Source organism: Terasakiella brassicae, from assembly GCF_014641495.1.
Lineage (GTDB): Bacteria > Pseudomonadota > Alphaproteobacteria > Rhodospirillales > Terasakiellaceae > Terasakiella > Terasakiella brassicae.
The window spans coordinates 37509-49999 of record NZ_BMHV01000011.1 but is presented as its reverse complement, the minus strand read 5'-3'; the positions used below and the strand labels follow the sequence as shown (position 1 = coordinate 49999).

Sequence of the window (12491 nt, the reverse complement as noted above, 5' to 3'; positions counted from 1 at the left end):
AAACTTGGGATTTTATCAACGTCTGCACCGCTTAAACCTTGCACTGCAGCATTTAACACAAGATACCATAAAATTGAGTTTGGTCAACTATTTTTTTGCACCGCAACAAAAGTTTAAATTGTCTTACCCACCTTCAAATCCGATCAATCCATTTTCCCCTACCTGCAACAAAAACGGGTTGACATCACTCATACTCCCCCAAATATCCAATGGTGACAAACGCTTAGGCTCCTCCACCTGAACGCCTGTGTTATCAAGGGATAGAAGCAAATCATCAAACGTCATGGCGTCCCACCTTTTTGAAGGCCAAAGGTACGCGTTAAAGTAAAATGCACCATCCACACATGCGGCTACCGTCCAGTAAAACTTATCGGAATAGAGGCGTAAGCCATGCGGAGCCGGTTGCAGCGCAGCACTCGAAATAAGGGAATTTTTGATATCTTTCAGCACCTTATCGGTTACAAGAATTTCAGAGGAAACACCTCTCCAAGGGCCTAAAAGATCCTGCACAGACGTTTGGCGCAAATTTGCTTCACCCGTGACTAAAGTCTTTATTTTACCCGCATGAAAAAAAACATCATAGGTGCGCGTTTGGCGTTGATAAATCCCGTTATAGACAAAGCGGTAGCGGTCAGCACCTAAACCGGCACAAACTTTGCGTATATCATCCCCGTTTACATAACTAAACCAGGTGAACTTTCTCGTCACCGGATTTTCCAATCCCCCTTGATAGGTACAGGAGGCAACGACAATGACCAGCATCAATGCAAAAAAGGCGCGAAGAATAGACATTTCTTTAAGAATCCTTCATGTTGTTTAACTCTTTCTTATCAAACTGCAGGCACACTGACCATGAAGCATTTCACATGATGGAATTTATTGGGCACACGGAACGGGACAGGTTGCGAAAAAATGAACGCTAGAACACACTATCGAACATTTCAAACAACAAAACGAACAGCGGTTAAATGGGGACTGGTTGCACTTTTTGCCTGCTTGACCTTCCTGATCGTACCTGCTCAGGCAAAATATGCCACCTTTGTGATGGATGCCGAGACAGGTAAAGTTCTACAGAACACCAATGCTGATACGCGCAATTACCCGGCCTCCCTGACGAAAATGATGACCCTTTTCATGCTGTTCGAAGCCCTTGAAAGCAAAAAGGTCACGCTGGATACAAAAATGCGTGTGTCACGCCGCGCCACATGGCAACCCCCTTCTCGGTTGGGTTTGAAACGCGGTAGCCACATCCGGGTGGAAGATGCGATTTATGCACTTGTCACCAAATCTGCCAATGATGTCGCCACGGTCGTTGCCGAACATTTAGGCGGTACGGAATGGGAATTTGCCAAAGAAATGACCAAGAAGGCCAAAGAGATCGGCATGACGCGTACAACATTTCGCAATGCCTCCGGCCTGCCTCATCGTCGCCAACTCAGTACAGCGCGCGATATGGCAAAACTGGGCAATACGTTATGGAAACGTTTCCCGCAATATTACAGCTATTTCAAAACAGAAAGCTGGACATACAAAGGACGTACCTACGGCAACCACAATAAGCTGATGAAAAAATACGATGGTATGGACGGCATTAAAACCGGCTATATCCGTGCTTCCGGCTTTAACCTTGTGTCTTCGGTTAACCGGGAGGGACACCGTCTGGTCGGTGTTGTCTTTGGCGGCAAGACAGCCACACAACGCAACAACATCATGGCGCGCATTCTTGATCAATCCTTCACAAAAGTTGATCCGCAAATGATGGCCGCCTACCAGAAAAAAACGAAAGCCAAAAAAGAACAACGCGTGCAGGAAGTGGCCTCCAAGCGCCGCTCTACAGGCTGGGGCGTTCAGGTTGGGGCCTATGGCACATATTCCAAGGCTGAACGTCAGGCCATCGCAGCAGTTAAACGCGCCCCGAGCTATTTAAGCGGTGCTCAGACTATGGTCGTGCCTTTGAAAAACGGTCAGAAATCAGTGTATCGTGCCCGTGTTGTCGGCGTGGAAAAACGCGAAGCCTACCGCGCCTGTCGTGCCTTGAAAAAAATGCGTCAACCTTGCATGGTCTTTCGCGCAAAATCGACACAAGTGGCCTTGAATAAATAAAACGATACAAAACAAAAAACACCCTAAAAAATGAGGGCGTTTCAGACTGCTGACAAAGTGTTTTTAGTAAATAATTGACCAAAAGCCGTTGTCCCGCACTTGATGCGGGATCCATTTAAAATCAATGGATTAGATGTTACTCATTGGACAAAGATGGATCCCCGATCAGGGTCGGGGATGACAGTTGAGCGGCTTTGTCAATAACCTGAAACGCCCTAAAAAATGAGGGCGTTTTTTTATGTTTATTGTTAGAGACAAACCTTTAGAAATCCGGTGCTGCAATTTGGCTGGCTTCCAGTTGTTCCACGAGGTTTGCTTTCAGGCGCACCAACCCGGCTTCATCCTTCGCCTCACAGCGGGCAACAAGAACCGGTTGCGTGTTGGAGGCCCGTAATAGCCACCAGCCATCCTCAGTGACAACACGCACCCCATCCACATCAATCACCTTAAGGGTCGTATCCCCGGCCAAGCGTGCCTTGACTTCTTCTGCAACGGCAAATTTGCGATCTTCAGGGCAGTCAAAACGTAATTCCGGTGTATTGATCATTTTCGGCATGCCATCCAGCATGCTGTCCAACGTTTCATCCGTTTGCGTCAGAATGGAGATCAAACGGATTGCCGCATAAAGCGCATCATCAAAACCGTAATAACCATCCTTAAAGAAGATATGGCCGCTCATCTCACCGGCAAACGGAGATTCAAGTTCTTTCATCTTGGATTTAATCAGGGAATGCCCGGTTTTCCACATCATCGGCTGACCGCCCATGCGTGCAATTTCATCAAACAAGACCTGAGACGCCTTCACATCTGCGATAATGGTTGAGCCGGGTTTACGCGACAAAATCTCTTTTGCCCAAATGACCATAAGCTGATCCCCCCAAAGCACACGGCCCTGACTGTCAACCACACCGATGCGATCCCCATCCCCATCAAAAGCAATTCCCAGATCACAAGCTTGATCGGCAACACACTTTTTTAAATCCACGAGGTTTTTTTCAACGGTTGGATCGGGGTGATGGTTCGGGAATGTCCCGTCAATATCTTCAAACAATAAAGAATGCTGACCGGGGAGTTTGTCACAGATCATGCGCATGGCTTCCCCTGCCACACCATTTCCGGCATCCCATGCAATTTTCAAGTCTCGTCCGGGTTTAAAATCGGATAGAATGCGTTCTACATACCCATTCAGCAGAGGGCGCTGTGTACTCTCCCCTTCCCCGTTCTCAAAATCCTGAGCTTCAATCAGACGCCCAAGGTCTTGGATATCGGCACCGAAGAAGGACAAGCCGGACAGCATGAGTTTCATACCGTTATAATCCGGCGGATTATGCGAGCCTGTAATCATCAGCCCCGCATCACTATTCAACGCATAGGTCGCATAATAAAGCATCGGCGTAGGACCACGGCCTACCTCGAAAACCTGAAGCCCACAGGCTGTCAAGCCCTTCACAGCAGCAGCAGCCAGTGCAGGCGAGCTGAGTCGCCCGTCATATCCGACAGCAACGGATTTGCCGCCCGCACGAACAACGCGTGTCCCAAAAGCGCGGCCTAATTGTTCAACAGCTTCTTCGGTAAAAGTATCACCAACAATGCCGCGAATATCGTATTCGCGCAAAATATTGGGATTGATGGAAATGGTCATATCTGTTTCCCCTTTATAATCTATGTACAAAAATCCCCGCCAAAAGCGGGGATCTTATGGATAAACTTAAACTTCCAGCTTGGGTCTGCCAATACAGCTATACTCAAAACCGGCGTCTTTCATTTCCTGACGATTATAGATATTGCGCAAATCAACCATCACCGGGGCTTTCAACAGCTCTTTCACCCGTTTTAAATCCAACAGACGGAATTCATTCCATTCCGTAATAATGACAAGTGCGTCTGCGCCTTCCATCGTGGCGTAAGAGTTTTCTTTCCATTCCACGTTTGGCAATAACTCTTTGGCTTCCGTCATGGCTTCGGGATCAAAGGCAACAATATTCGCCCCGGCAGACTGCAATGCCGGAATGATGTCAAGGCTTGGTGAGTCACGCATATCATCTGTATTGGGTTTAAAGGCAACGCCCAGAACAGCAATTCGTTTCCCGTCAACAGAACCGCCGCAGGCTTCAATCACCTTCTGCGCCATTTTCTTTTTACGTTCGGCATTTACTTCGACAACCGTCTCGATAATCTTTAAAGGGCTGTCAAACTGTTGGGCTGTACGCACCAAAGCCAATGTATCTTTCGGGAAACAGGACCCGCCATAACCGGGACCGGCATGCAGGAATTTTTTACCAATCCGTCCATCCAGACCGATCCCTTTGGAAACCGCCTGAACGTCTGCGCCAACCTTTTCGCACAAATCGGCAATTTCATTGATAAAGGTAATTTTTGCTGCCAAAAACGTATTCGCTGCATATTTAATCAATTCAGATGTGCGGCGTTGCGTAAACAGGATCGGCGTTTCAATCAGATGCAACGGACGATAAAGCTGACGCATGACTTCCTGTGCCCGCTCACTTTCCGTACCGATCACCACCCGGTCCGGGCGCATAAAGTCTTCGATCGCCGAACCTTCACGCAAAAATTCAGGGTTGGAAACCACATCAAATTCGGCATCGGGGCGCGTTTCACGGATAATTTTTTCAACTTCATCACCAGTTCCAACCGGAACCGTGGATTTATTGACAATAACCGTATAGCCATCCATCGCTTCTGCAATTTCTTTGGCAGCGGCATATACATAAGATAAATCGGCATGCCCATCACCACGGCGTGTCGGTGTTCCAACAGCGATAAAAACTGCATCGGCGGCCTTCACGGCCTCTGTCAAATCCGTTGTAAATTCCAAACGGCCGCCACTGACATTATTTTCCACCAACTTATCAAGCCCCGGCTCGAAAATCGGCATAATATTTTCATGCAGCTTGGCAATCTTTGTTTCGTCTTTATCGACGCAGGTGACGTTGGTCCCAAATTCCGAAAAACATGCACCGGAAACAAGGCCAACATACCCGGTACCAATCATTGCAATACGCATTGGATTTCCTAATACTTAAATCTATTGTGTGAGTTCGCTCAAAATACGCTGCACACCATCGCGCAGATCATCACGAGCTAAGGCAAAGGCAAGGTTGGCTTCGATAAAACCCAACTTCGAGCCACAATCATAACGTCGACCTTCAAAACGCAACCCTCTAAATTCAATAGCAGGGATTGTTTTGGCCATCGCATCGGTTAATTGAATTTCATTCCCGGCACCCGTTTCCTGTTTATCCAACTGTGCAAACACTTCCGGCTGGAGGATATAACGACCGATAATGGATAGGTTTGACGGTGCGTCTTGCGGATCCGGTTTTTCAACAAGGCCATTTGCCTGTGCAATACGACCATCATCCTCCACCACATTCAGCACACCGTATTTATAAGTCTCTTCGCGTGGTACTTCTTCGATCGCAACCACGTTTCCACCAGTTTGATTGTAAACATCCATCATCTGGGCAAGGCAGCATTTATTCTGCGCCAAGACCAAATCATCGGCCAACAAAACTGCAAAAGGTTCATCACCAATCAGTTCTTTGGCGCACCAAACGGCATGACCAAGACCTTTCGGCTTCATTTGCCGTGTGTAAAACACTTTACCCGGTTCGGGCAGAATGTCCAAAACCGCTTTGTGAATGTCTGTTTTACCCTTTTCGACCAATGTATCTTCTAGTTCGTACGAATGGTCAAAATGATCTTCCAGCGCCGTTTTTCCACGCCCTGTTACAAAGATGAACTGTTCAATACCGGCGGCAATTGCTTCTTCAACCGCATATTGAATGAGAGGCTTATCCACAACAGGCAGCATCTCCTTTGGCAAGGCTTTGGTCGCCGGCAAGAAACGAGTCCCCAACCCGCCAACCGGGAAGACAGCTTTCCTGACTGGTTTTGTCATATTCATCCCCTAGATTACATCAATTCTGGACACGGCTTTGTGCCACAGCATGCTGTGTAACGCAAGCAAACGCGCACTCAAATTACACTATTTTTTTGTTTCACCGCTGCGATAATCCCGCCATAGCTTTCTTGCCTTTACACAGTTACGGAATTTGATCGTCTGGTTCGTACGGATGGCATCCATCTTCAAGGCAATGGCCGCTTTTACCTGCGCATAAACAGAATCGCAATAAACCTTGGTAATGGAATCCGGGCCGTTGGCTTCCCATGTCGCTACACTTTCCTGTTTTTTGGCGGTTTGTCCGGTGAAGGCTTCTTCCATTTTTTTCAGGTTTCCCTGCAACGCCTGCAAGATGGCATCTTCACGTTTTTTGCTGTTCACCTGCCCTTTCATCCTTTCGATACGTACATGTTGTTGGGCAAGTTCACCGACTCTAACCAATTCCAGAATGAGTTCTTCAGTCGTTTGGAACGCCATTTCATGTGTCACGATCATCATACGTTTTTCTGGATGACTGCGTCGATAATCATAAGTCGCAAACAATTTGCTGTCGGGAAAGCGTCTGTCGTGGAAGCGCGATGGTGGCATATAATGGATCTCATCCAGAAAGTTCACCTTATCACGCAAGATGACGGGGAGTTCACGTGCTTGCTTAATCGCTTCACTCATTTGCGAAAGAAACTCTTTCGTTTTGACATCTCCATAAAGCGACCCATAAATCTTTATATTTCCGTATCGAGTGGCTATCTGATCCTGAAATTCGGCATCATCCAGTTTTGCAAACAAATGACGTTGCGCGGCCAGCACAAGACTGTAAGCCAATTGTCGCGGTGATTGATCATGTAAGAAACCGGCAGAAACCTGCACCCATTCATTTTCTTCACCCCATTGAATGAAACGATCACTTCCTTCACCCGATGGTAAAATTTCCAAGGCAGGGATAAGCTGCACCAATGGTGCAAAATAAGGGGCAACGGCTTCTACTTCATTTAACGCTTCACCCAAACGTGTTGCAAAAGCAGCAAAAATATCTTCATCCAATTTTTCATGGCGGATAATGGGAAAACGCCCGACAACCTGAAAATCATCCCCTTTTTGTTGTTCGCCTGCCCCCAAACCACAATCGACTTTTGACGGACGCCAATCTTTCGCCCACGCCAATCCTGTATTTGCCACCTGATGCCTTGCAGAATCAACCGCGCGTTTAACAATGTCTCGTGCGGCGCTATCCCCGCCCCATGCCGCCAATTGTGACCACATAATTGCTTTTTCCAGTGCCATGTCACCACGGGCTTCTTCTAGAAAATATTCCGCGACATGCCGCTGCGCCGGGGCAACTGCCGCATGGGCCAGTTTCAGGAATGTATTTTGTGCGCTTTCCACATCCCCATATTTTTTTCGATGAAGGGCAGCTTTGTAAGTCGCAACAACGCTTTGCATATCGCAAAATTCAACTGCCAACGCACGATAAGGGGAAAACGCAATCAGACCCCCGAGCAGCACATACCAAAAACATTTAATCATTCAGCAAAATATCCTTTGCCTGATTGATTTGAGACGCCAAATAATCTGACCCTCCCTTATCAGGATGTACTTGTGCAATCAAGCGATGGTAAGCGGCTTTTATTTCCTCAGGACTCGCGCCTTCTTCCAAGCCCAAAATGGCCAATGCTTCCTGTCGTGTCATCCCGTCACGGCTTGGCGGCGTTTTTGGCGCACCTTGTTCCTGACGATACCAGGACCGAGCCGTTTTTCCGATATTGAACAAACTATGAAAACGGCGAAACCAGACATATAAGGCCGGAAGCCCTGCCAGCGCCCATCCCAACCGACCACTGACAAGCAAAAATAAAATGATTAACAGAAGTGAAAGACCGATCAACCATTTCAATACCCGGATCACATCTTTTGGATTTGCCTCAACAAACCAGCGCCCCAGAAGGTACAGGCACAATAAAAATGCAAATCCAAGTACGAGATAGGCGATCATAATCCCCTCATCCTTTTAAACAGGGCAAGTTCATTGCCTCAACCAAGTTTCGTACTTCCTGACGGGCGGCGACATGTGACATGGAAAGTTCATCCCCCTTCATATCCATCATGGTCAGACCTTTTAGAAAAAGTTCGCGATAAATCACCCGTTCCCCGAAACCGCTGACGACACGACAACCAATCCGTTTTGACAAAGCATCCAGCAATCCTTCCATATCGCGTTTATTGCGTGCATCCAGATGGCTGAGACGGTTGCGAAGAACAATCCAATCGACCACAGCCCCCGGATTTTTATGCATTTTCAGTTGCCGTTGCTTCCAGACGGTTTCCGCATAATGACTGGGCCGTTCGATTTGCAAGCTTTCCCCGTTCACACGTGCCAAGACGTCAAGATCGATAAAGCTGTCATTTAAGGGGGTCACCAACGTATCGGCAAAACTATGGGCCAGACGCCCCAATGGGCTATCGTGTCCGGGGGTGTCAATCACGATTACATCTTCTGCCTCGCTTAGTCGTTGAAACGCATCCTCAAAATGACCGTTGTCTTCCACAATTCGCACATGGTCCGGTGCCTTTAACAAACGTTGTGCCTTGGTTCGGTTCTCCACATATCGCGATAATGTGCCCTGACGTAAATCCAGATCAATGGACCCCACCTGAAGTCCGTGATCCAAAAGCGCGGCAATAACATGCATGGCAACAGTGGATTTCCCACTGCCGCCTTTTTCATTCCCGAAAACGATGACATGCGCAGTCATGCGTTTGGCACCTCCAACCAGACAGATGTATCGTGAAAAACAGCACCATTGTTGGGATAACCCGGTTGTGATGACACCAGCGTATTAATTCCCTTACCTTCGATAAAGCTTTCGTTCGGCCAGATCCCTTCGACGACAAGCGTATCTTCATGCTGGCCTTTGACCGCAACTGCATTCAACAGAACACTACCGCGTTCATTCCCGATCCGTACAAGTTCCCCTTCTGCAATACCAAGACGGCGCATGACACGTTCGTTTACCTTGACCTCAGGACAACGTTCTTTAATACGTGACGTTTTGGTTTCACTAAAGGTACTATTCAAAAAGTTTTGTGACGGCGGTGTGATCAAACGATACGGGCGTTCCTCTGATTTTTCATCAATCACATTCCAATGACCCGGTAATTCCGGCATTTCAGCACCTAATGGCCCCAGCGCAGGCCAGTCCGGTTTAAAACGGAATTTGCCATCAGGATGCGCAAAACCGTTCAAGAAATGAGCTTCTTCAAATGAAGGGGTTAAATCATGCCCTGTTTTTTCGATGATTTCATCCATCGGTGGATAACCTGAAGCCTGTAACGTTTCTTCCACGATTTCCCGGTCACTCAGATCAAAGCTTCGATGTGTTGCGCCCAAGCGTTTTGCAAGGGTGCTCACGACTTCATGGTTGGATTTACATTCCCCGGCCGGATCCAAAACAGCCTTGGCAACCTGCAATGTGCAATGACCGCTGGCGGTATATAGATCATCATGTTCCAAAAACATCGTAGCCGGTAAAACAATGTCGGCCATTTTTGCCGTTTCGCTCATAAATTGTTCATGTACACAGGTAAACAAATCATCCCGCATAAACCCAGCGCACACGGCCTCAGTATCCGGGGCAACGGCAAGCGGATTGGTATTTTGGATAAATAAGGCCTTAACCGGCGATCCGCCTTTCAAGGCTTCAGGACTGCCATTCAGAATTTCCCCAATACGTGATTGATCCAGCACACGGGCGCCACATTTGTCACCGTCTTTGGCTTCAATCAGGTTTAAGTCCAATTTTGCCAATCCGCCTTGACCATATAAAGCGCCGCCGCCTTCATACTGCCATGCCCCCGTGACGGCAGGCAAACAGGATACGGCATGCATATTATGCGCCCCATTGCGTGATCGGGTCATGCCATGACCAACGCGCAGAAAGCTTTTTTTCGTACTGCCATAAAGACGGGCAAAACTTTCAATCGTATGAACAGGTAATCCGGTAATGTCAGAGGCCCATTGCGGTGTCTTATCCTTTAAATGTTCTTCCAGTTCTTGCGGTACGTCAGTATATTTTGCCAGATATTCCCGATCAGCATATCCTTCTTTAAACAGCAAATGCATCACGGCACAGGCGAGCGCCCCATCCGTACCGGGGCGCAAGGCAATATGCATATGGGCCTTGTCGGCTGTTTTGTTTTTATAGGGATCGACAACAATCAGTTTTGCCCCATTGCGCACCCCGGCAAGGGCATGGGTCATTAAATGGATTTGACTGGAAACCGCATTCAGTCCCCAAATCACAATCAGTTCTGATTTTTTCATTTCCTGTACATCAGGGCCATATTGCGCCCCGACACCGGATTGCCAGCCTGGACCGCTCAGGGCCACACAATAGGTCCCCTGCATGGCACTGAACCCCAGTTTATGGGATAACCGGTTGATGCCATTGCGCATCAAATATCCCATCGTGCCTGCATAGTAAAACGGCCAGATTGCTTCTGGACCGTCTTCTTCGCGAACCCGGATTAAATTGGAACAGATTTCATCATAGGCTTGATCCCATGAAATGCGTTCAAACTGTCCGCTTCCCTTGGCCCCTGTGCGTTTTAAGGGGTAAAGCAAACGATCAGGATGATGAATACGTTCTTGATATCTGGAAACTTTTCCACACAGAAGGCCGCCCGTAAACGGGTTTTCAGAACTGCCTTTGACCTTTCCAATTCGTTGTGCCCCCAATTTTTCCACTTCCAGCGGGCAAACACTGGGGCAATCGTGAGGACAGACGGATTTCACTATTTCAGAGCACATAGCACCAATCTCATTTATTTTCGTTGCCCTAATGTAGTTCGATCTCTTGTCTTTTTGCAAGGAACACAGTAGCGTGGGCGCAATCTTATATTTGGACGAATAAAATGAAAAATGCACTGATTATTGTCGCTGGTTTTTTGGCACTCTTTATTTCCGTTTCTGTTTTTATCCTCTATGAAAGCGGAGATGTCAGTCAGGAAGAAGGCTTTCTCTACAGTGCAATCGGCTGCACAAGCCTTTATAAAAAGCTGGAAGAACCTGAAAAGGTCGATCGTCTGTTAAACCTGATTCACAATTTCAGTGAAAAACAAGGCATCACGGAAATTCAGCCGGGCTATATCTCACGCTTTATCAAACTGGTTGAAAAAAAGTGGGAAAAAGAAAACAACGTTGCCAACAAAAATTGCAGCGGCATCTACAATATGGCACTCAATGAAAAACAACCCGCTCAGTATAATCAGGTGACCCAAAGCGTTATTGCATACCTGCACGAACTGGAAAGCAAAAAGCACTAATATTAATTGAGGTCTCTTGCAATGAGCGAACATGTAAATGCCATTGTCATTGGCGCGGGTGTTGTCGGACTGGCCGTTGCCCGTGAATTGGCCCAATGTGGAAAAGAAGTCATTATTCTTGAAGCAAACCAAGCCATCGGTATGGGCACCAGTTCGCGCAACAGCGAAGTGATCCATGCCGGGATTTATTATCCAAAAGGCAGCCTGAAAGCCCGTTTATGTGTTGAAGGCAAACATCTGCTTTATGATTTCTGCGACAGTCATGGTGTCCCTTACAAACGGCTTGGAAAATTGATTGTGGCAACGTCAAATTCTCAAGTCGACGCCCTTCATTCCATTCGTGAAAAAGCTGCTCATAATGGCGTAGACGATCTTGTCTGGCTTGATCAGGAAAGCGTTCTGGAAAAAGAACCGAACCTGAATGCGAAAGCGGCTTTGCTGTCACCTTCAACCGGCATCTTGGATACCCATGCCTTTATGCTGGCTTTACAGGGCGATGCGGAAAATCATGGGGCCATGCTCGCCCTGAACAGTCCCGTTATACGAGGTGAGGTCACACAAAACGGCATGGCACTTGAAGTCGGCGGTGATATGCCCATGACAATCAGTGCTGATATTGTCGTTAACTCTGCCGGACTCAACGCCATTTCATTGGCTCGCGAAATCAATGGCATAGAGAAAAAGCTGATCCCCAACGATTATTACTGCAAAGGGAATTATTTTTCACTGGGATGTAAGGCACCCTTTAACCATCTGATTTATCCGGTCCCTGAAAATGCGGGTCTGGGCGTTCATTTGACATTGGATATGGGGGGGCAGGCCCGTTTTGGCCCCGATGTTCAATGGTTGGATAACGGTGATAACATTGACTATAATGTCGATCCAACACGCGGTGAAAAATTCTATGATGCGATCCGGCGCTATTGGCCCGATTTAAAAGACGGCGACCTGCATGCCGATTATTCAGGCGTGCGCCCCAAAATACAACACCCCGGTGAGGAAGCACGCGATTTCCTTATTCAAGGGCCACAAGATCATGGTATTTTAGGTTTTATAAACTTATTCGGCATAGAATCACCGGGATTGACCTCAAGTCTCGCCATTGCAAAAGAGGTCCGCAAGCAGTTGAAATTGAATTGAACGT

At 47.5% G+C, this 12491-nt stretch carries 11 protein-coding genes; 3 read left to right on the top strand and 8 right to left on the bottom strand.

Features of this window, described 5'->3' with window-relative positions:
* Positions 1–123: 123 nt before the first annotated feature.
* A complete protein-coding gene (locus IEW74_RS09045) occupies positions 124–792 on the bottom strand; it encodes a hypothetical protein (RefSeq protein ID WP_188664004.1) in 669 nt (222 codons plus the stop codon).
* 120 nt (positions 793–912) lie between these two features.
* Here IEW74_RS09045 and IEW74_RS09040 point away from each other — a divergent pair, with 120 nt between their 5' ends.
* The gene (locus IEW74_RS09040; protein ID WP_188664002.1) at positions 913–2103 is read left to right on the top strand and encodes a D-alanyl-D-alanine carboxypeptidase family protein; all 1191 of its coding nucleotides are present in this window, start codon (positions 913–915) and stop codon (positions 2101–2103) included.
* Positions 2104–2365: 262 nt separating this feature from the next.
* Here IEW74_RS09040 and pgmG read toward each other — a convergent pair whose 3' ends face one another.
* The 7 genes from pgmG to IEW74_RS09005 all read right to left on the bottom strand — a co-directional run bounded on the left by pgmG (position 2366) and on the right by IEW74_RS09005 (position 10832).
* The gene (gene pgmG / locus IEW74_RS09035) at positions 2366–3745 is read right to left on the bottom strand and encodes a phosphoglucomutase/phosphomannomutase PgmG (protein ID WP_188664000.1); all 1380 of its coding nucleotides are present in this window, start codon (positions 3743–3745) and stop codon (positions 2366–2368) included.
* A gap of 66 nt (positions 3746–3811) precedes the next feature.
* Positions 3812–5128 (bottom strand): UDP-glucose dehydrogenase family protein, encoded by a 1317-nt coding sequence (locus IEW74_RS09030; protein WP_188663998.1) that lies wholly within the window; start codon positions 5126–5128, stop codon positions 3812–3814.
* A gap of 21 nt (positions 5129–5149) precedes the next feature.
* Complete coding sequence (gene galU / locus IEW74_RS09025) at positions 5150–6025, bottom strand: UTP--glucose-1-phosphate uridylyltransferase GalU (RefSeq protein ID WP_444545762.1); 876 nt, start codon at positions 6023–6025, stop codon at positions 5150–5152.
* An 87-nt stretch (positions 6026–6112) separates the two neighbouring features.
* Positions 6113–7552: a hypothetical protein gene (locus IEW74_RS09020; RefSeq protein WP_188663994.1), complete on the bottom strand. Its 1440-nt coding sequence runs from the start codon at positions 7550–7552 to the stop codon at positions 6113–6115.
* Positions 7545–8018, bottom strand: a complete 474-nt coding sequence (locus tag IEW74_RS09015; protein WP_188663992.1) for a J domain-containing protein — start codon at positions 8016–8018, stop codon at positions 7545–7547. Before IEW74_RS09015 ends, IEW74_RS09020 begins: the two co-directional genes overlap by 8 nt.
* Positions 8019–8025: 7 nt before the next feature.
* Positions 8026–8778, bottom strand: a complete 753-nt coding sequence (locus IEW74_RS09010; RefSeq protein ID WP_188663990.1) for a division plane positioning ATPase MipZ — start codon at positions 8776–8778, stop codon at positions 8026–8028.
* A complete protein-coding gene (locus IEW74_RS09005) occupies positions 8775–10832 on the bottom strand; it encodes a molybdopterin-dependent oxidoreductase (RefSeq protein ID WP_188663988.1) in 2058 nt (685 codons plus the stop codon). The genes IEW74_RS09010 and IEW74_RS09005 overlap by 4 nt, the downstream gene beginning before the upstream one ends.
* A 104-nt stretch (positions 10833–10936) precedes the next feature.
* Between IEW74_RS09005 and IEW74_RS09000 the strand changes: the two genes are divergently transcribed.
* Both IEW74_RS09000 and IEW74_RS08995 read left to right on the top strand, forming a co-directional pair.
* The gene (locus IEW74_RS09000; RefSeq protein ID WP_188663986.1) at positions 10937–11347 is read left to right on the top strand and encodes a hypothetical protein; all 411 of its coding nucleotides are present in this window, start codon (positions 10937–10939) and stop codon (positions 11345–11347) included.
* A 21-nt stretch (positions 11348–11368) separates the two neighbouring features.
* Positions 11369–12487: an NAD(P)/FAD-dependent oxidoreductase gene (locus IEW74_RS08995; RefSeq protein ID WP_188663984.1), complete on the top strand. Its 1119-nt coding sequence runs from the start codon at positions 11369–11371 to the stop codon at positions 12485–12487.
* The last annotated feature ends 4 nt before the right edge of the window (positions 12488–12491 follow it).

What these genes read in the sequence shown, in the direction of transcription:
- IEW74_RS09045 (WP_188664004.1), bottom strand. Translation starts at nt 792, where the DNA reads ATGTCTATTCTTCGCGCCTTTTTTGCATTGATGCTGGTCATTGTCGTT.
- IEW74_RS09040 (WP_188664002.1), top strand. Translation starts at nt 913, where the DNA reads ATGAACGCTAGAACACACTATCGAACATTTCAAACAACAAAACGAACA.
- pgmG (WP_188664000.1), bottom strand. Translation starts at nt 3,745, where the DNA reads ATGACCATTTCCATCAATCCCAATATTTTGCGCGAATACGATATTCGC.
- IEW74_RS09030 (WP_188663998.1), bottom strand. Translation starts at nt 5,128, where the DNA reads ATGCGTATTGCAATGATTGGTACCGGGTATGTTGGCCTTGTTTCCGGT.
- galU (WP_444545762.1), bottom strand. Translation starts at nt 6,025, where the DNA reads ATGACAAAACCAGTCAGGAAAGCTGTCTTCCCGGTTGGCGGGTTGGGG.
- IEW74_RS09020 (WP_188663994.1), bottom strand. Translation starts at nt 7,552, where the DNA reads ATGATTAAATGTTTTTGGTATGTGCTGCTCGGGGGTCTGATTGCGTTT.
- IEW74_RS09015 (WP_188663992.1), bottom strand. Translation starts at nt 8,018, where the DNA reads ATGATCGCCTATCTCGTACTTGGATTTGCATTTTTATTGTGCCTGTAC.
- IEW74_RS09010 (WP_188663990.1), bottom strand. Translation starts at nt 8,778, where the DNA reads ATGACTGCGCATGTCATCGTTTTCGGGAATGAAAAAGGCGGCAGTGGG.
- IEW74_RS09005 (WP_188663988.1), bottom strand. Translation starts at nt 10,832, where the DNA reads ATGTGCTCTGAAATAGTGAAATCCGTCTGTCCTCACGATTGCCCCAGT.
- IEW74_RS09000 (WP_188663986.1), top strand. Translation starts at nt 10,937, where the DNA reads ATGAAAAATGCACTGATTATTGTCGCTGGTTTTTTGGCACTCTTTATT.
- IEW74_RS08995 (WP_188663984.1), top strand. Translation starts at nt 11,369, where the DNA reads ATGAGCGAACATGTAAATGCCATTGTCATTGGCGCGGGTGTTGTCGGA.